General features: G+C 71.0%; 20 protein-coding genes. 7 read left to right on the top strand and 13 right to left on the bottom strand.

What is annotated here, in order from left to right:
* Positions 1 to 24 precede the first annotated feature (24 nt).
* Both D3218_RS05275 and D3218_RS05270 read right to left on the bottom strand, forming a co-directional pair.
* Positions 25 to 966, bottom strand: a complete 942-nt coding sequence (locus tag D3218_RS05275; protein WP_119538838.1) for a DUF1402 family protein — start codon at positions 964 to 966, stop codon at positions 25 to 27.
* A gap of 171 nt (positions 967 to 1,137) precedes the next feature.
* Complete coding sequence (locus D3218_RS05270) at positions 1,138 to 1,599, bottom strand: Lrp/AsnC family transcriptional regulator (protein ID WP_119538837.1); 462 nt, start codon at positions 1,597 to 1,599, stop codon at positions 1,138 to 1,140.
* A gap of 170 nt (positions 1,600 to 1,769) precedes the next feature.
* Between D3218_RS05270 and D3218_RS05265 the strand changes: the two genes are divergently transcribed.
* The 3 genes from D3218_RS05265 (at position 1,770) to ilvD (ending at position 5,333) form a co-directional block, all read left to right on the top strand.
* Positions 1,770 to 2,495, top strand: a complete 726-nt coding sequence (locus D3218_RS05265; protein ID WP_119538836.1) for an aspartate/glutamate racemase family protein — start codon at positions 1,770 to 1,772, stop codon at positions 2,493 to 2,495.
* A 48-nt stretch (positions 2,496 to 2,543) separates the two neighbouring features.
* Positions 2,544 to 3,335 (top strand): class II glutamine amidotransferase, encoded by a 792-nt coding sequence (locus D3218_RS05260; RefSeq protein WP_119538835.1) that lies wholly within the window; start codon positions 2,544 to 2,546, stop codon positions 3,333 to 3,335.
* Between the two features lie 153 nt (positions 3,336 to 3,488).
* The gene (gene ilvD, locus D3218_RS05255; protein ID WP_119538834.1) at positions 3,489 to 5,333 is read left to right on the top strand and encodes a dihydroxy-acid dehydratase; all 1,845 of its coding nucleotides are present in this window, start codon (positions 3,489 to 3,491) and stop codon (positions 5,331 to 5,333) included.
* 66 nt (positions 5,334 to 5,399) lie between these two features.
* Here ilvD and D3218_RS05250 read toward each other — a convergent pair whose 3' ends face one another.
* Positions 5,400 to 5,822, bottom strand: coding sequence for a winged helix-turn-helix transcriptional regulator (locus D3218_RS05250; protein WP_119538833.1), 423 nt, complete (start codon positions 5,820 to 5,822; stop codon positions 5,400 to 5,402).
* Between the two features lie 81 nt (positions 5,823 to 5,903).
* Here D3218_RS05250 and D3218_RS05245 point away from each other — a divergent pair, with 81 nt between their 5' ends.
* Positions 5,904 to 6,674 carry an SDR family oxidoreductase gene (locus tag D3218_RS05245; RefSeq protein ID WP_119538940.1) on the top strand — a complete coding sequence of 257 codons (771 nt, stop codon included), beginning with the start codon at positions 5,904 to 5,906 and terminating at the stop codon, positions 6,672 to 6,674.
* Positions 6,675 to 6,723: 49 nt separating this feature from the next.
* Here D3218_RS05245 and hslU read toward each other — a convergent pair whose 3' ends face one another.
* Positions 6,724 to 8,034, bottom strand: coding sequence for an ATP-dependent protease ATPase subunit HslU (hslU, locus tag D3218_RS05240; protein WP_119538939.1), 1,311 nt, complete (start codon positions 8,032 to 8,034; stop codon positions 6,724 to 6,726).
* Between the two features lie 299 nt (positions 8,035 to 8,333).
* Between hslU and D3218_RS05235 the strand changes: the two genes are divergently transcribed.
* Entirely contained in the window at positions 8,334 to 9,056 is a 723-nt protein-coding gene (locus D3218_RS05235) for a helix-turn-helix transcriptional regulator (RefSeq protein ID WP_119538832.1), read from the top strand.
* Positions 9,053 to 9,673 (top strand): alpha-ketoglutarate-dependent dioxygenase AlkB family protein, encoded by a 621-nt coding sequence (locus D3218_RS05230; protein WP_119538831.1) that lies wholly within the window; start codon positions 9,053 to 9,055, stop codon positions 9,671 to 9,673. The genes D3218_RS05235 and D3218_RS05230 overlap by 4 nt, the downstream gene beginning before the upstream one ends.
* A gap of 4 nt (positions 9,674 to 9,677) precedes the next feature.
* On the opposite strand, the gene D3218_RS05225 is transcribed toward D3218_RS05230, so the two are convergent.
* The 9 genes from D3218_RS05225 to hisB form a co-directional block, all read right to left on the bottom strand.
* Positions 9,678 to 11,240, bottom strand: coding sequence for an OpgD/OpgG family glucan biosynthesis protein (locus D3218_RS05225; protein ID WP_119538830.1), 1,563 nt, complete (start codon positions 11,238 to 11,240; stop codon positions 9,678 to 9,680).
* 93 nt (positions 11,241 to 11,333) lie between these two features.
* Positions 11,334 to 12,290 (bottom strand): type I pantothenate kinase, encoded by a 957-nt coding sequence (gene coaA / locus D3218_RS05220; RefSeq protein WP_119538829.1) that lies wholly within the window; start codon positions 12,288 to 12,290, stop codon positions 11,334 to 11,336.
* Positions 12,291 to 12,301: 11 nt separating this feature from the next.
* Positions 12,302 to 12,622 (bottom strand): phosphoribosyl-ATP diphosphatase, encoded by a 321-nt coding sequence (locus tag D3218_RS05215; RefSeq protein WP_119538828.1) that lies wholly within the window; start codon positions 12,620 to 12,622, stop codon positions 12,302 to 12,304.
* Positions 12,623 to 12,631: 9 nt separating this feature from the next.
* The gene (hisF, locus tag D3218_RS05210; RefSeq protein ID WP_119538827.1) at positions 12,632 to 13,447 is read right to left on the bottom strand and encodes an imidazole glycerol phosphate synthase subunit HisF; all 816 of its coding nucleotides are present in this window, start codon (positions 13,445 to 13,447) and stop codon (positions 12,632 to 12,634) included.
* A gap of 52 nt (positions 13,448 to 13,499) precedes the next feature.
* Positions 13,500 to 14,057 carry a Uma2 family endonuclease gene (locus D3218_RS05205; RefSeq protein ID WP_119538826.1) on the bottom strand — a complete coding sequence of 186 codons (558 nt, stop codon included), beginning with the start codon at positions 14,055 to 14,057 and terminating at the stop codon, positions 13,500 to 13,502.
* A 61-nt stretch (positions 14,058 to 14,118) separates the two neighbouring features.
* Positions 14,119 to 14,853, bottom strand: coding sequence for a 1-(5-phosphoribosyl)-5-[(5-phosphoribosylamino)methylideneamino]imidazole-4-carboxamide isomerase (gene hisA / locus D3218_RS05200; RefSeq protein ID WP_119538825.1), 735 nt, complete (start codon positions 14,851 to 14,853; stop codon positions 14,119 to 14,121).
* The gene (hisH, locus tag D3218_RS05195; protein WP_119538824.1) at positions 14,853 to 15,506 is read right to left on the bottom strand and encodes an imidazole glycerol phosphate synthase subunit HisH; all 654 of its coding nucleotides are present in this window, start codon (positions 15,504 to 15,506) and stop codon (positions 14,853 to 14,855) included. Before hisH ends, hisA begins: the two co-directional genes overlap by 1 nt.
* 4 nt (positions 15,507 to 15,510) lie before the next feature.
* The gene (locus D3218_RS05190) at positions 15,511 to 15,966 is read right to left on the bottom strand and encodes a DUF2628 domain-containing protein (RefSeq protein ID WP_119538823.1); all 456 of its coding nucleotides are present in this window, start codon (positions 15,964 to 15,966) and stop codon (positions 15,511 to 15,513) included.
* Positions 15,963 to 16,571 (bottom strand): imidazoleglycerol-phosphate dehydratase HisB, encoded by a 609-nt coding sequence (hisB, locus tag D3218_RS05185; protein ID WP_119538822.1) that lies wholly within the window; start codon positions 16,569 to 16,571, stop codon positions 15,963 to 15,965. The genes D3218_RS05190 and hisB overlap by 4 nt, the downstream gene beginning before the upstream one ends.
* A gap of 342 nt (positions 16,572 to 16,913) precedes the next feature.
* On the opposite strand from hisB, the gene hslV reads away from it, so the two are divergent.
* Positions 16,914 to 17,471 carry an ATP-dependent protease subunit HslV gene (hslV, locus tag D3218_RS05180; protein ID WP_119538938.1) on the top strand — a complete coding sequence of 186 codons (558 nt, stop codon included), beginning with the start codon at positions 16,914 to 16,916 and terminating at the stop codon, positions 17,469 to 17,471.
* Positions 17,472 to 17,521 lie beyond the last annotated feature (50 nt).

The raw sequence follows: 17,521 nt of genomic DNA, 5'->3' as shown, positions 1-17,521 counted from the left end.
CGCCTGCGGTTCAGGGGTCTGGGTTCAGGGGAAGATCGCCTCGAGGTCGTCGATCTTCTCGTTCACCAGCCAGCCGTAGTAGTTCTCCTCCGGCAGCCGCCCGGCCCCGCCCCGGTTGGCGGCGGCCAGCTTCTCGGCGCGGCCGAACGGGTCGCCCACGTTGTAGAGGGTCGCCACGACGCCCGGATTGCCCGAGATGTCGAAGCCCGCGATGTCGCGATAGGCGTCGATGGAGACGCGGATCACGGCGGCCATGTAGGACAGGGTCTGGTCGGGATCCATGATCGCGGCGTAGACCGCCCCGGCGTCGCGCATGTCGAGCGCCGGATAGCCGGAGACGCGATGCACCATGTCGGACACCGACAGCGCCGTCAGCGGGTTGAGCTGCCCGAGGCCGAAGGTCTGGCCGGCATAGAAGGGCTGAAAGAACACCGCGCCGAAGCGGTTGTCGGGATAGCTGACGCCGTCCACCGTCCGGCCCCGGAACCGCCGGTCGAACACGCCCTCGCGGCAGGCCCAGAGCCGCGCCAGGCCGCGCGCGTCCTCGCAAGGGGCAAATTCCGGCCGCTCGACGAAGTCCGCCACGTTCTGCCCGCGATAGGAGAAGTCGACCCCGGCGTTCAGGTAGGACGCGGCCTTGACGTAGTAGGTCTGGAGCCGGTCCATCGCATCCACGTTGTAGGTGTGCTCGCCGACGAGCGCCCCCGCGATGTGGACCGGGCGGATGCCGTAGAGCCGCGCCGCCTTGCGGATCTTGTCCTGCAGGACGCGGTTGTCGGCGAGGAGCGCGTGGATCTTCTCGTACTTTGCCTCGAAGGATGAGCGCGTCGCCTTGGTGCGCGAGCGCGAGCCGCCGGGGATCTCCGGCTGCTCGACGTGACGGTTGCCGGGCGGCACGCGCGTCTGCGCGGCGGCCGGCTGGAGCCCGAGACAGGCAAGGGCGAGGAGGGCTGCGAAACGGATCATGACCGGCTCTGCGGGACGGTGCCAGCGTTCCGCTAACCCATCGCGCGGCGGGCCGGAAGGGCCCTTTCGACGCGGCGTGGCGGGCGGCCTGCCGGTGCGGCGGATCGATCACACGCCGTTCGCCGTCTACGGGCCCGGTTGCTTCACGTGAAACATCCTGGCCCGTGCCCGTCAGGCGTAGCGGGTCGGCAGCGGGACGTCGGCCTTCATCGTCTCCATCGAGATGTAGGCCGAGACGTCGGACAGCTCGACCCGCGAGACCAGCCGCTTGTAGATCGTGTCGTAATGCTCGACGTCGGGCAGCACCACCTTGAGGATGTAGTCGACGTTGCCGGTGAGCCTGTGCACCTCGACGATCTCCGGGATCGATGCGAGCGCGGCGCGGAACTCCTCCAGCCAGCCGCCTGAGTGGCGGGACGTCTTGACGATCACGAAGACGGTGGTCGGCAGATTGATCCGCCGCCGGTCCACCAGCGCCACGCGGCGTCGCAGATAGCCCTCGTCGCGCAGGCGCTGGATGCGGCGCGAGCAGGCCGAGGCCGAGAGCGAAGCGCGCTCGGCCAGTTCCTGCACGGGTCGGTCGGCGTCGTCCTGCAGGAGGTCGAGGAGAAGGCGGTCGCGGTCGTCGAGCATGGGCCGAGAATGCACCGTTCGCGATGGACGCGCAAGCGACGCGCGCATTCTCGCCGTCTTGCGCGATATTCTTGCATGGTGGACGCCAGGGACGACGAACAACGCGCGCCGTTTGCGGATACGACGCGCTAGGGTCGGCGCAACGACATCGACGCGACGGAGTGGGACGGATGAAGCGGATCGGGCTGATCGGGGGCATGAGCTGGGAATCCACGGCCGTCTACTACCGTCTCCTGAACGAGGCGGTGCGCGGCGCCGGCGGACCGCTCGATTCGGCCGATATCCTCCTCCACTCCCTGAACTTCGCGGACGTCGTGGCGCAGCAGAAGGCGGGCCGCTGGGATCTCGCCGGCGCCATGCTGGCCGACAGCGCCGCGCGGCTGGAGCGGGCGGGCGCCGACTGCGTGCTGATCTGCACCAACACGATGCATCTCGTCTCGGCGGCGGTGGCCGGCGCCGTGTCGATCCCGCTGATCGACATCATCGCCGAGACCGGCGCGGCCCTGCGCGCCGCCCGTGCCCGGCGGCCGCTGCTTCTGGCCACCCGCTACACGATGGAGCACGGGTTCTACGCCGACCGGCTGGAGGCGGCCTGCGGCCTGCGCCCGCTGGTGCCGGACGCGGGCGACCGGGAGACCGTCCACCGCGTGATCTTCGAGGAACTGTGCGCCGGGCGCGTGCTGGACGCCTCGCGCCGGGAGCTCATGGCCATCGTCGAGCGGGGCGTGGCGGCGGGCGCGGATTCGGTGATCCTCGGCTGCACGGAGATCGTCCTGTCGCTCGATCCGGACGCGCTGCCCGTTCCCGGCTTCGATTCCACCGCGATCCATGCGGCGGCGGCCGCCCGCTTCGCCCTGGCGGGACGGGACCAGCTTCGCGAACGCATGGTGGCCTAGAATCGAAGGCGTCGACCCGCACCGGCCGAACGCTCCCGGGACCACGCCATGTGCCGCCTTCTTGCCTATCTCGGAACGCCGCTCTTCCTGGAAGACCTCCTGATCCGGCCCGCGGGCTCGCTGGTCTCGCAGTCGCTGGCCGCGCGCGAGGCGAGGACCGTCGTGAACGGCGACGGCTGCGGCCTCGGTTGGTACGGCGAGCGCCCGGAGCCGGGCCTCTATCGCGGCGTCCTGCCGGCCTGGTCCGACGCCAACCTCGCCTCGCTCTGCCGGCAGATCCGCTCGGGCCTGTTCCTGGCGCATGTGCGGGCGGCGACCTCCGGGGGCGTGTCCACCGCCAACTGCCATCCGTTCGCGCTCGGCTCGCGCCTCTTCATGCACAACGGCCAGATCGGCGACTATGGGCGCCTGCGCCGGCAGGTGGAGGGGATGATCCCCGACGCCGCCTATGCCAGCCGCACCGGCACCTGCGATTCCGAGGCGCTGTTCCTGGCCGCGCTGGCGCACGGGCTGGAAGAGGACCCGGCCCGCGCCTTCGCCCGCACGCTGGCCGCCGTGGAGGCGCTGAAGGGTCCGGGCGCCGAGCCGACGCGCTTCGCCGCCGTGTATTCCGACGGCCGCCGCCTCCTGGCCTTCCGCTGGGCGAGCGACGGCCAGCCGCCCTCGCTCTACTCGCGCCACGACGCCGGCGGGGTGATGATCGCCTCCGAGCCCTGCGGTGCCGATCCCCTGGCCTGGGTCGCCATGCCCTCGGGAAGCCTGCTGGAGGCGGGCCTGGGGGGCGCCTGGCTGCGCGCCTTCGACGTCGGCGCCGAAGCCCCCGCCCGCCGCGCCGCCTGAGCGCCGCGCCGATCCACCCTTCGCCATCATGTTGACGCGGCGATCGTTTCGGCTTGTCTGGAACGATTATCGCCCGATCCGGCCTTCGCCTGTTGGTGTCCGCGCCAAACAGGTGTAATGGCGGGTACGCCTCACCAGACCGGCAGGTTCATCATGCCCCATTACCGTTCCCGCACCACCACGCATGGCCGCAACATGGCCGGAGCCCGCGGCCTGTGGCGCGCGACCGGCATGAAGGACGAGGATTTCGGCAAGCCGATCATCGCCGTGGTCAACTCCTTCACGCAGTTCGTGCCGGGCCACGTACACCTCAAGGATCTCGGCCAGCTCGTGGCGCGCGAGATCGAGGCGGCGGGGGGCGTCGCCAAGGAGTTCAACACGATCGCCGTGGACGACGGCATCGCGATGGGCCACGACGGCATGCTCTACTCGCTGCCCTCGCGCGAGATCATCGCGGACTCGGTCGAGTACATGGTCAACGCACACTGCGCCGACGCCATGGTCTGCATCTCCAACTGCGACAAGATCACGCCGGGCATGCTGATGGCCGCGCTCCGGCTGAACATCCCGGTGGTGTTCGTGTCCGGGGGGCCGATGGAGGCCGGCAAGGTCAAGCTCAGCGACGGCAAGATCCACGCGCTCGACCTCGTCGACGCCATGGTGGCGGCCGCCGACGACCGGATGTCGGACGAGGACGTCCAGGTGATCGAGCGCTCGGCCTGCCCGACCTGCGGTTCGTGCTCGGGGATGTTCACCGCCAATTCGATGAACTGCCTGACCGAGGCGCTCGGCCTTTCGCTGCCCGGCAACGGCTCGACGCTCGCCACCCATGCCGACCGCGAGGACCTGTTCCTGGAGGCCGGGCAGCGCATCGTGTCGCTCGCCAAGCGCTACTACGAAGGCGAGGACGAGACGGCCCTGCCGCGCACCATCGCCACCAAGGCCGCGTTCGAGAACGCGATGGCGCTCGATATCGCGATGGGCGGCTCCACCAACACCGTTCTCCATATCCTCGCCGCCGCGCACGAGGCGGGCGTCGACTTCACCATGGCCGACATCGACCGCATGTCGCGCAAGGTGCCGTGCCTTTCGAAGGTCGCGCCGGCCAAGGCCGACGTCCACATGGAGGACGTCCACCGCGCCGGCGGCATCATGGCGATCCTCGGCGAACTCGCTCGCGCCGGCCTTCTCAATCTCGACGTGCCGACCGTCCACACCGCGACGATGCGCGAAGCGATCGCCAAGTGGGACATCGCGACGAGCCGCGATCCCAGCGCCCTGAAGCTCTTCAGCGCGGCGCCGGGCGGCGTCCCAACCCAGGTCGCCTTCAGCCAGAACGCCCGCTGGAAGGAGCTCGACACCGACCGCGCCGCGGGCGTCATCCGCAACCGCGAGCACGCCTTCTCCCAGGACGGGGGTCTTGCGGTCCTGTTCGGCAACCTCGCCGAGGACGGCTGCATCGTGAAGACGGCGGGCGTCGACGACTCGATCCTGCGCTTCTCGGGCAAGGCGCGCGTCTTCGAGAGCCAGGACGCCTCGGTCAAGGCGATCCTGTCGGGCGAGGTGCATCCGGGCGACATCGTGCTGATCCGCTACGAGGGTCCGCGCGGCGGCCCCGGCATGCAGGAGATGCTCTATCCGACGAGCTACCTGAAGTCGAAGGGCCTCGGAAAGGCCTGCGCCCTGGTCACCGACGGGCGCTTCTCGGGCGGCTCCTCGGGCCTGTCGATCGGCCACGTCTCGCCGGAAGCGGCCGAGGGCGGCCTGATCGCGCTGGTGCACGAGGGCGACCCGATCGAGATCGACATCCCGAACCGCTCGATCCACCTGGCGGTGGACGACGCCGAGATCGCGCGACGCCGCGCCGAGATGGCGGAGCGCGGGGCAGAGGCCTGGAAGCCGACCGAGCAGCGCAAGCGCAAGATCACCACGGCCCTGCGCGCCTACGCGGCGATGACCACCAGCGCCGCAAGAGGCGCCGTGCGCCAGGTCGACTGAGGCCGGGCGCGCCGGCTACGCAGGGGAGGGAGGGCGTCGGTCGCTTCGACCGGCGCCTTTCCGCGTTCAGCGCCGGTCGAAGCGCTGACGGGCGGCCTCCACCGTCTCCAGGTTCCGTTCCGCCCAGATCCATACCCCGCAAAAGGCGGCCCCGAGGCTCGTGCCGAGCTCGGTGAGCCGGTAGTCGACATGCGGCGGCACCACGGGATGGACCGTGCGCGTCACCAGCCCGTCGCGCTCCATCGCCCGCAGCGTCTGCGTCAGCATCTTCTGGCTGATCGTGCCGATCCGCCGCGACAGCTCGGTGAAGCGCAGCGTGCCGCCGGTGTCGAGCTCCTCCAGGATCAGAAGGGTCCACTTGTCGGCCACCGCGCCGATCAGGTCGTTCACCAGCGCCTCGACGCGCGGATCCGGCGCCGCGGACGGCTCCTCGCGGGGCGCGACGTCCGGGGCCGGCTCCTTCGACGCTCTCCTTTCGGTGCGTATCATTCTTTCCGGTGCCTTCGTTCCAGATGAGAGCATGGCGACCATATGCCGGAGATCGACACGCAACCGAAAGGGGTCCGCCTCATGAAGACGAGCGGAAACACCATCCTCATCACCGGCGGAACGGGCGGCATCGGGCGCGAGCTCGCGCTGCGCTGGCATGCGGCCGGCAACAAGGTCGTGGTCGCCGGCCGGCGGCGGGCGGCCCTAGACGCCATCGCCACCGAACATCCCGGCATCGAGGGCCTTGTCCTCGACGTCGAGAGCGCGGACGGGGTCCAGGCGTTCGCCCGCGAGGTGCTCGCCCGGCACCCCGAGATCAACGTGCTCGTGAACAATGCGGGGATCATGCATTTCGAGGACGCCGCGACGGCGCGCGACCTCACCGACGCCGAGGCGACGGTCACCACCAACCTTCTCGGCCCCATCCGGCTGACGGACGCCTTCGTGGACCATCTCTCGAGCAAGGCGAACGCCGCGATCGTCAACGTCACCTCGGGTCTCGCCTACGTGCCGCTGGTCACCGCCCCGACCTACAACGCCACCAAGGCGGCGATCCATTCCTACACGGTGAGCCTGCGCGAGCTGCTGCGGGGCAAGGTGGAGGTGATCGAGATCGCGCCGCCGGGCGTCCAGACCGGGCTCACGGAGGGGCAGGAGACCCGGCCGGGCTACATGCCGCTCGAGGACTTCATCGACGAGGTGATGGCGCTCTTCGCCGCCCAGCCCACGCCGCCGGAGATCCTGGTCGAGCGCGTCCGACCGCTGCGCTTTGCCGAACGCGACGGCCGCTTCGACGCAACGCTCGCCCAGCTCAACGAGATGGCCCGCAAGGCGCGCGAAGGGCAGGACTGAAAGCGGCGCGCCCGGGAGCCGGGCGGCCGCCTCGCCCCGCGCCCGGGCGTCAGAGGATGAAGCGCGACAGGTCGGTGTTGCCGGCGATGCCGTCCAGCGCCCGGCGCACGTAGTCGCCGTCGACCCGGTAGCTCTGCCCGCCCCGGTCGGGCGCCTCGAAGGAGATGTCGTCGAGCACGCGCTCCATCACCGTCTGGAGCCGGCGCGCGCCGATGTTCTCGACCGAGCCGTTGAGCGCGACCGCCACGTCCGCGATCGCGTCCACCGCGTCGTCGGTGATCTCGAGGTCGACGTTCTCGGTCTTCAGGAGCGCCACGTACTGCTTCAGCAGCGAGGCCTCGGTCTCGGTCAGGATGCGGCGGAAGTCGTCGCGGTCGAGCGCCCGCAGCTCGACGCGGATCGGCAGGCGGCCCTGGAGCTCGGGCAGGAGGTCCGAGGGCTTGGACACGTGGAAGGCGCCGGACGCGATGAACAGGATGTGGTCGGTCTTCACCGGCCCGTGCTTGGTGGCCACCGTGGTGCCTTCCACGAGCGGCAGGAGGTCGCGCTGGACGCCCTCGCGGCTGACGCCGGCCCCGCCGCGCGCCTCGCCGTTGTTGGCCACCTTGTCGATCTCGTCCAGGAACACGATGCCGTTGTTCTCCACCGCCCGGATCGCGTCCGCGACCAGCGCCTCGGTGTCCAGGAGCTTGTCGGACTCCTCGTTGATCAGGAGGGCGTAGGACTCCTTCACCGTGGTGCGGCGCGTCTTGGTGCGCCCGCCCATCGCCTTGCCGAACATCTCCGACAGGTTGAGCACGCCGAGATTGGCGCCGGGCATGCCGGGAATGTCCATGCCGCCCAGCGGACCGGCGGTGTCGGCCACCTCGACGTCGATCTCCTTGTCGTCGAGCTCGCCGGCACGCAGCCGCTTGCGGAAGCTGTCGCGCGTCGCCGGCGAGGCGGTCTTGCCGACCAGCGCGTCGAGCACCCGGTCCTCGGCGCCCGCGTGGGCCCGGGCGCGCACCTCGTCGCGCTTGCGCTCGCGCGTCAGCGCGATGCCGATCTCCACGAGGTCGCGGATGATCTGCTCGACGTCGCGCCCGACATAGCCCACCTCGGTGAACTTGGTGGCCTCGACCTTGATGAAGGGCGCGCCCGCCAGCTTGGCGAGGCGGCGCGAGATCTCGGTCTTGCCGACGCCCGTCGGCCCGATCATCAGGATGTTCTTCGGCGAGACCTCCTCGCGCAGCGACCCTTCGAGCTGCTGGCGCCGCCAGCGGTTGCGCAGCGCCACGGCCACGGCACGCTTGGCGTCCTTCTGGCCGATGATGTGGCGATCCAGCTCGGACACGATCTCGCGGGGGGAAAAGTCGGTCATGGACGTCATGGGTCTCGAAGGGGACGGCGGTCCGCCGGATGCGGACCGCTTCGCGTCGCCCGCACATGGGGCGCCGCGCGCCCGCGCGCCAGGGGCAGGCGTCCGGCTTGCGCCCGGCGACGAAAAAGGCGGCCGAAAGGGGGTCGTTTCATGGTCGCTTCGCGATAGGATAGAGAACGCAGGTTCGCCGGTGCCGCGAATCGCCATCCTGACCCGGCCGCTCGCGCCGCTTCCCTGGAAAGGATCGTCATGACCGTCCCCTCGACCGCCGTCCGGCCCGCTTCCGCCGCCCCGCGCGCATGATCCGACCGCAGGCCAGCCTCGCCGGCCGGTTGGAGCGGCCCTGGACGGAAGCGGGGCTGCGCGCGGCCGTGGGCGAGATCGTGGGCGACGCCGGCTTCGACCGCTTCGCGCTGATGACGATCCCCTCGACCGACGAGGCGGGCGCGGAGCTGCGACCGATCCTGTCCAACTGGGAGGAGGAGTTCCGCATCGGGTTCGAGCGCCTCGGCCTCCACCGGTTCTCGCCGGCGCTGCGCGCCCTGATGGGCGGCTCGCTGCCCTTCGTGTGGGACGCCGAGTTCGTGTTCGGCTTCGACCCGGACGATCCCGAGGGCTCGCCGCCGCAGGGCCGGTTCCTGGCCGCGCACGGCTGCCTGTCGGGCGCCTACTGCCCGGTGCACGGCGTCTCGGGCTTCACCGGCGTGCTGGCGGTGTCGGGGCGCGGCGCGGCGATGGCCGAGGGCGAGGCGGACGGGCTGCAGCTCCTGGCCTTCGCCGCCTTCGGCGTGCTGGCCGCCTGCCGCTACGAGGAGAACCGGCGCAACAACCCGCTCACGGGCCGCGAGCGCGACTGCCTGAAGCTCGCCATGCTCGGCAAGACCTCGTCCGAGATCGGCACGATCCTGAAGCTTTCCGAGCACACGATCTCGCAGTACCTCACCTCGGCGACGCGCAAGCTCGACGCCTCCAACCGCACCCACGCGGTGGCGCTGGCCGCCCAGCTCGGCTACCTGTCGTGACGGCGCCGGGCGCGCTGCCGCCCGGCCTGGTCCACCTGCCGGCCCGGCTCGACGCGGCGGCCCAGCGCGCGCTTTTAGCGGAGGTGCGCCGCGCGGCGGCCGAGGCGCCGCTGTTCCGTCCGGCCATGCCGGGCAGCGGGCGTCCTTTCTCCGTGCGCATGACCAATTGCGGCCCGCTCGGCTGGGTGTCCGACCCCGCCGGCTACCGCTACCAGCCCCTCCATCCCGAGACCGGCCGGCCCTGGCCGCCCATCCCGGCGGCGCTTCTCGACCTGTGGAGGGAGCTGGCGGGCTACCCGCATCCGCCGGAAGCCTGCCTCGTCAACTTCTACGCGCCGGGGGCCCGGCTCGGCCTGCACCAGGACCGGGACGAGGCCGATCTGGCGGCCCCGGTCCTGTCGGTGTCGCTCGGCGACGAGGCGCTGTTCCGCTTCGGCGGCACGGCGCGCGGCGGGCCGACGCGCTCGTTACGCCTCGGCTCCGGCGATGTCGTCGTCCTGGGCGGCGAGAGCCGCCTTGCCTTCCACGGCGTCGACCGGATCTACCCCGGCACCTCGACGCTCCTGAAGGGGGAGGGCCGCATCAACCTCACGCTTCGGCGGGTGACGCGGCCCTGAAGGGTCAGGCTCCCATCGAGGTGGGCAGGAACTGGTACGCCCAGGTCTCGGTGAGCACCTTGTCGCCCTGACGCATGTAGAGGCGCAGCTCCACCGGGTCGTTGCCCTCGGCCGTGAGGTCGAAGGTGACGCGCCAGGCGGTGCCGACCTTGACCGAATAGCAGTCCACCTTGCCGAGCGTGCCGCGCGAGGCGGTGGCGAGCGCCTCGACGCCCTTGGCCTCACGGTCCAGGGCGGCGACCAGGCCGCCGTCGAAGTCGACCACGATCTTGGTGACGCCGGGCGGCCGCGGCTGGCCGGCGATGCCCCCGCGCCCGAGGCGCGTGGCCACCACCTTGCCGACGTCGCCGGGATAGGGCTCGCGGTTCGACCAGTGCAGCTTGTAGTCCAGCGCGATCGCGTCGCCCGCGCGCACGGGCTTGGCCGACAGCCAGTAGGCGGCGATGTTGTCGTGGATCTCGTCGTCGGTCGGGATCTCCACGAGCTGCACCACGCCCGCGCCCCAGTCGCCCTTGGGCTCGACCCAGACGCAAGCGCGCTTCTCGTAGAACACGCCGTCGTCCTCGTAGTTGGCGAAGTCGCGGTCGCGCTGGAGGAGGCCGAAGCCATGCGGCGTCCCGTCGGTGAAGCTCGAGGTCATCACGCGCGGCGGGTTGTTCAGCGGGCGCCAGATGCGCTCGCCCGAGCCCGTCCACATGGCGAGCCCGTCGGAATCGTGCACCTCCGGGCGCCAGTCGATGCGCCGCTGCTTGTCGGTCTCCGAGTACCAGTACATCGAGGTCAGCGCCGCGATGCCGAAGCGGGCGATGTCGGCGCGCGCGAAGTAGCGCGACTGGATGTCCATGACGATCGGGCCGCCCTTCTGGACGTCCATGCGCAGGACGCCCGCCACGCGCGGCGAGTTGAGAAGGCAGCTGATCACGAGCCGCCCGTCCGCGGAGGGCTCCAGGAAGAAGTCGGTGAAGCGCGGGAACTCCTCGGGCGTCGGCATGGCGACGTCGATCGCGAGCGCGCGGGCCGACATGCCGAACTGGTTGTCCTCGCCGGACGTTCGGAAGTAGGCGGCGCCGAGGAAGGCCAGCCAGTCGGCGTCGGAATCGGGCTCCAGCACGCGGAAGCCCGCGAAGCCGATGTCGGCGGGCAGTTCCTTGGCCGGCGAGTCCGACGGGATGGTGAAGAGGTTGGGATCGTAGCGCAGCGTGCGCGCCTCGCCGTTCTCCACCACGTGGATGCCCACCGGCAGCTTGAAGTAGCGGCCGAGATGGAAGAAGCGGATCGGCGCCTTGCCGTCGTTGAGCTGGAGCGTCTGGTCCTTGCGGTACTGGATACGCCAGTGCTGGTCGAAGTCGATCCGCTCCAAGACATCGTCCGAGCGGGGCACTTCGGGCACGTAGGGGGCGGCGGCCAGGGCCCTGGCGCGCTCCACCAGCCGGTCGAAGGAGAAGGGCTCGGGCGCCCCGAACCGGAGGAGGTCGCCGTCGGCGGCGAGGGCGCCGCGGGTGGCCGATGCGAGGCCGAGGGCGGCCAGGCCCATCATCCATTCGCGTCGATTGAGGTCGATCGTCATCTGGTCTCCGTGTCCCAGTTCGAAGCCGGGCAGGGAGTTGGGTCGGACGGCCGGGAATGTCAACTGGGTAGCCGGGCAAACGCCCCGTTCCGCTCAGATCTTGCGCAGCGCGACCTGCTCCACCAGATGGTCGCCGCCCTTGCGCAGGATCAGGTCGGCGCGCGGGCGGGTCGGCAGGATGTTCTCGTGGAGGTTGCGGGCGTTGATGGTCGCCCAGAGCCGCTCGGCGACCTCCAGCGCCTCCGCCTCGGAGATCTTCGAGTAGCGGTGGAAGAACGAGCTCTCCTCGCGGAACGCGGTCTCGCGCAGGCGCATGAACCGTGAGATGTACCAGCGGTGGAGGTCCCGCTCGTCGGCGTCGATGTAGATCGAGTGGTCGAAGAAATCGGAGACGAAGGGCACGAACTTGCCGCCGGGCGGCATCTCGCGCGTCTGGAGGACGTTGAGCCCCTCGAAGATCAGGATGTCGGGCTGGTCGACCTCGATCCGGTCGCCCGGCAGCACGTCGTAGAAGAAGTGCGAATAGACCGGTGCCGCGACATGGCGCGCGCCGGCCTTGATATCGGACAGGAAGCGCAGGATGGCGCCCACGTCGTAGCTCTCGGGAAAGCCCTTGCGCTGCATCAGCCCTTCGCGCTCCAGCACCGCGTTGGGATACAGGAACCCGTCGGTGGTCACGAGGTCGACCTTGGGCGTGCCCGGCCAGCGAGCGAGCAGCTCCTTGAGGATGCGCGCGGTGGTCGACTTGCCGGCGGCCACGGAGCCGGCGATGCCGATGATGAAGGGGGTCTTCACCTGGGTCGAGCCGCGCAGGAAGCGCTTGCGCTGGCGAAACAGCGCCTGGCTCGATTCCACGTGCGCGTAGAGGAGGCGCGACACGGCGAGATAGATGCGCTCCACCTCCTCGAGGTCGATCGCGTCGCCGAGCGAGCGCAGGCGCTGGACCTCGCCCGCGGTCAGCGTCAGCGCCTCGCGGCCGCGGAAGGTCGCCCATTCCTCGGCGGCGAAGAAGTGGTAGGGCGACAGGGTCGAGGGGGCGAGCTGGTCCATCCGCCTCGTCTCTACGCCCCGTGCGGCCGTGCGGCCTTTTCCTGGAGCCCGGTCCGCGCGGTGCGCGCTTGCAGCTCCTCCATCACCTCGGCGAGCGGCAGCCCGCGCAGGTGGAGCAGCACCAGGAGATGGTAGAGAAGGTCGGCCGCCTCGCCGCGCAGCGCCGCCTTGTCCTCTGCCAGCGCCGCGATCACCGTCTCCACCGCCTCCTCGCCGAGCTTCTGCGCGACCTTGGGCAGCCCGCGGCGGGCGAGCTTGGCGGTGTAGGAATCGGGGTCCGTCGAGGCGGCGCGCTCGGCGACGATCGCTTCCAGTTGGGACAGGTCGAACATGGCGGGCCTTCAGGAACGGGCGGACGGAAGCGGGGCGGGCGTCGATGCGCCGTCGAGCCGCACGGGAATGCCGGCGGCGGCCATGTGGCGCTTGGCCTCGCCGATCGTATGGGTGCCGAAATGGAAGATCGAGGCGGCGAGCACGGCCGCCGCGCCGCCCTCGCCGATGCCCGCCACTAGGTGGTCGAGCGTGCCGACGCCGCCCGAGGCGATCACCGGAACCGGAACCGCGTCGGCGACGGCGCGCGTCAGCGCGAGGTCGAAGCCGGCCTTGGTGCCGTCGCGGTCCATGGAGGTGAGGAGGATCTCGCCGGCGCCGAGCGCCACCACGCGCCGCGCGAAGGCCACCGCGTCGAGGCCCGTCGCCTCGCGCCCGCCATGGGTGAAGATCTCCCAGCGCCCCGCCTCGCCGGGCGCCGACACGCGCTTGGCGTCGATCGCCACCACGATGCACTGGTTGCCGAACTTGTCGGCGGCCTCGGCAACGAACTCGGGCCGGCGCACGGCGGCCGTGTTGATCGAGACCTTGTCGGCACCGGCCAGCAGCAGCCGGCGGATGTCGGCCACCTCGCGCACGCCGCCGCCCACGGTGACGGGCATGAAGCAGGCTTCCGCGGTGCGCGCCACCACGTCGAAGATCGTCTCGCGGTCGTCGGAGGAGGCGGTGATGTCGAGGAAGCAGAGTTCGTCCGCGCCCGCCGCGTCGTAGGCGCGCGCCGCCGCCACCGGGTCGCCCGCGTCCACCAGCCCCTCGAAGTTGACGCCCTTGACCACGCGTCCGTCCTTGACGTCGAGGCAGGGGATGATGCGCGCCTTGAGGGTCACTTCGATGCCGTCTCCGTTCCGCGTCCGGCGGACAAGGGCCGGCCCGCCGAGCTTATGCGATGCCGCGATAAAGGTCCGCAAGGGGAAGGGCGAGACCGAAGCCCTGGAGCGTCACGCTTTCCTCGCGCCCCACGATCATCTCCGGCGAGCCGAAGGCGCCGTCCTCGCCCCGCGCCCAGAGCCAGACGCGCGGCTCGTCCTGCGACAGGACGAGGTAGTGGAGGAGGGAGGGGAGGGCGGTGTAGTCGCGCACCTTCTCGCCGAAATCCCTGGCCATGGAGGAGGGGGACAGGATCTCGGCGACGAAGGCGGGAGCATGGGCCACCAGATCGCGCCCGTCGCCGCCCGTCCCGTCCACGTAGACATCGGGAAAGCGCACCCCGTCGGGCGTCCGCACGCCGAAATCCGCCGCGCCGACCTCGTAGCGATCCGGGTCGAGCCCGCTCGCCAGGAGCACAGTCAGCGCGGTCGTCAGCTTCGCATGGTTGCGCGAGACGTTGATCATCAGGTCCACCACCTTGCCGCGCACGAACTCCCGCTTGCCGTCGAGCCCTTCGAAGGCCCGCAGGAAGTCGTCCGCGGTTCGGATGGTCGGGACCTGGATGTTCATGGGATCAATCTAGTCCCGGCGCGTGCGCCTGCAAAGACGCGCGGCCGACTCACGTGAAACGTCAGGCGCGCAGGCGGGCGAGCGCCTCGCCCGGATCGATCCGGCCGTCGTAGAGCGCGCGGCCGGAGATCGCGCCTTCGAGCAGGGCGGCATCGGGGGCGGCGAGGCGCTCGATGTCGGCCATGGAGGCGAGGCCGCCGGAGGCGATCACCGGAATGCGCACGGCCCGTGCCAGCGCGATCGTCGCGTCCCAGTTGATGCCGGCGAGGATCCCGTCGCGGTCGATGTCGGTGTAGATGATCGCCGAGACGCCGGCGTCCTCGAAGCGCCGGGCGAGGTCTTCCGCCGCGAGCTCGGCGGACTCCGCCCAGCCCTCCACGGCCACCTTGCCGCCCTTGGCGTCGATGCCCACGGCGACCCGGCCGGGAAACCGCCGCGCCGCCTCGCGCACCAGCGCCGGATCGCGCACCGCCACCGTGCCGAGGATCACGCGATGGAGGCCGGCGCCGAGCCAGCGTTCGACGTCGGCCAGGGTGCGGATGCCGCCCCCGAGCTGCACCCGCATCGCCCCGCCGACCGCCGCCACGATCGCCTCCACCGCCGCACCGTTGACGGCGCGCCCCTCGAAGGCGCCGTTGAGGTCGACGACGTGGAGATGGGTGAAGCCCTGCGCGTGGAACGCGCGCGCCTGCGCCGCCGGGTCGGCGTTGTAGACGGTCGCCTCCTCCATCAGCCCGAGCTTGAGGCGCACGCACACGCCGTCCTTGAGGTCGATGGCGGGGAACAGGATCGGCATCAGGGCTTCCAGCGCAGGAAGTTGGCGATGAGGGCGAGGCCGAGCGTCTGGCTCTTCTCGGGATGGAACTGCGTGCCGGCCTTGTTGCCGCTGGCGACCACGGCGGTGACCGGGCCGCCGTAGTCGGCGGTGGCCAGGACCTCGTCGGGCCGGCGCGGCACGAGGTGGTAGGAATGGACGAAATAGGCATGGAGGCCCGCCTCGCCGGTGGCGATGCCCTCGAGCAGCGGGTGGGCGCGTTTCACGTGAATCGTGTTCCAGCCCATCTGCGGGATCTTGAGCGCGGGGTCGCTCGGCACGATCGGCTCGACGTCGCCGCCGATCCAGCCGAGGCCCGGCGTCACGGTCTTCTCCAGCCCGCGCTCGGCCATCAGCTGCATGCCGACGCAGATGCCGAGGAACGGTCGGCTTTGCCGTTCCACCGCCTCGCGCAGCGCCTCGAGGAGGCCGGGCGCCTGGTCGAGACCGCGCCGGCAGTCGGCGAAGGCGCCGACGCCCGGCAGCACCAGCCGGTCGGCCGCGCGGATCGCCGCCGGCTCGTCGGTCACCAGGATGCGGCTCGGATCGCCCGCCTCGCGCGCGGCGCGCTCGAAGGCCTTGGCGGCCGAGCGCAGGTTGCCGGAGCCGTAGTCGATAATGGCGACGGTGGGCATCGTGTCAGGCGCTCCGCAGGTCGAACAGGGACGGGCCGGGCCGCAGCGGCGAGGGCGCGGGACCGGCCGGCGGCCGGACGGCCTCGGCCCACGGCGCATCCGGCGCATCCGCCGCCGCGCCGGCGAAGTAGAGGAGCTCGGCGTCGCGCCGGTCGCGCGCCCAGACGGCGTCCGCCTCGCGCCAGCCGCGCCGCCGGAGACGTCGCGCGCGAAGGCTCGGCCCCTCCAGCGCCGCCAGGAGGCCGATGGAGAGGCCCAGAAGCGCGCCGAGCGGCGTGCCCGCCGCGCCCGCCAGCGCCTGCGCCGCGAAGGTCGCGAGCGCCCAGCCGAACAGGCCGTGCCTAAGCAGCCAGAGGCTCGGCAGCACCAGCGCCCAGAACCGGAACCCGTCGCGCAGCAGCAGCGCCCCCTCCGTGCGCCCCGAGACGCCCGGCGGCTCGAAGATGCGGTATCGCCTCAAGCCAGCATCCCCTTGGTGGAGGGCACGAGGTCGGCCTGGCGCGGGTCGATCGACAGCGCCTCGCCCAGCACCCGCGCCACCGCCTTGAAGCAGGTCTCGGCGATATGGTGCGAATTGTCGCCGTAGAGCGTCTCGATATGCAGCGTCAGCCCGGCGTTGACGGCGAAGGCCTGGAAGAACTCGCGCACGAGCTGGGTGTCGAAGGCGCCGATCTTCTCGGTCGGGAACCGCGTGCGGAACACCAGGAAGGGACGGCCCGACACGTCCACCGCGGCGCGCGTCAGGCACTCGTCCATCGCCAGGTCCAGCGAGGCGTAGCGCCGGATGCCGCGCCGCTCGCCCATCGCGCGCCGGATCGCCTGGCCGAGCGCGATGCCGACGTCCTCCACCGTGTGGTGGTCGTCGATGTGGGTGTCGCCCTTGGCCTCGACGCGGATGTCGATCAGCGAATGGCGCGCCAGGTGGTCCAGCATGTGGTCGAAGAAGCCGACGCCCGTGGCGACGTCGGCCCGGCCCTGGCCGTCGAGGTCGACGCGCACGCGGATCTGCGTCTCCTTGGTCGCCCGATCCACCGAGGCATCCCGCCGTCCCGCCGTCTCGCCCATCGCCGTCCATCCTTCACCCGATCGCCGCTTCATACAGAAGCGCGGGGACGACGCCAACCGAGGGCGCGGATGGTGGAAGACGGGGGCGCTGCCCCCGACCCCGCCAGGGGAAACGATTTCCCCTGGACCCCTCCTCTGTTCAGAGACGTCCGAGATGGGGAAGGGCCAGCGGCCCTTCCCCATCTCGGAAAGGCCTCGAAAGAGAAGAAGGGTTCGGGAATTCCTTCCCGAGCGGGGTCCGGGGCGGCAGCCCCGCCATCCCACCTACCATCCGCGCCCTTGTTGGCGTCGCCCCCGCGCTCCCATATGGGGCGCGGATCGAACGAGGACGCGACGAGCATGATGGACCAGCACGACCCGGCGAAGATGTACGGCACGACGATCGTCACGGTGCGCAAGGGCGGCAAGGTGGTGGTGGCCGGCGACGGGCAGGTGTCGCTGGGCAACACGGTGATGAAGGGCAATGCGCGCAAGGTTCGGCGCATCGGCAAGGAGGGCAGAGTGATCGCGGGGTTCGCGGGCGCGACGGCCGACGCCTTCACGCTGCTGGAGCGGCTGGAGGCCAAGCTCGAGCAGTATCCCGACCAGCTCATGCGCGCCTGCGTGGAACTCGCCAAGGACTGGCGCACCGACCGCTACCTGCGCCGCCTGGAGGCGATGATGATCGTCGCCGACGCCAAGGTGACGCTGACGCTGACCGGCAACGGCGACGTGCTGGAGCCGGAGAACGGGGTGATCGCGATCGGCTCGGGCGGCAACTACGCGCTGGCGGCGGCCCGCGCGCTCGCCGAGACCGACCTGTCGGCCGAGGAGATCGCGCGCCGGGCGATGCGCATCGCGGCCGAGATCTGCATCTACACCAACGACAACGTCATTCTGGAAAGCCTCGACGCGCACTGAGGCGTGGCGGTGAGCGGTGCCCCGCGGCCCTGGCGCGGGCCGGGGCGCGT

Origin of the sequence: Aureimonas flava (genome assembly GCF_003583935.1) — a bacterium.
In the GTDB taxonomy this organism is placed as follows: Bacteria; Pseudomonadota; Alphaproteobacteria; order Rhizobiales; family Rhizobiaceae; genus Aureimonas; species Aureimonas flava.
The sequence above is the reverse complement of the archived record's forward strand: the minus strand, read 5'-3'. Positions and strand labels throughout refer to the sequence as shown.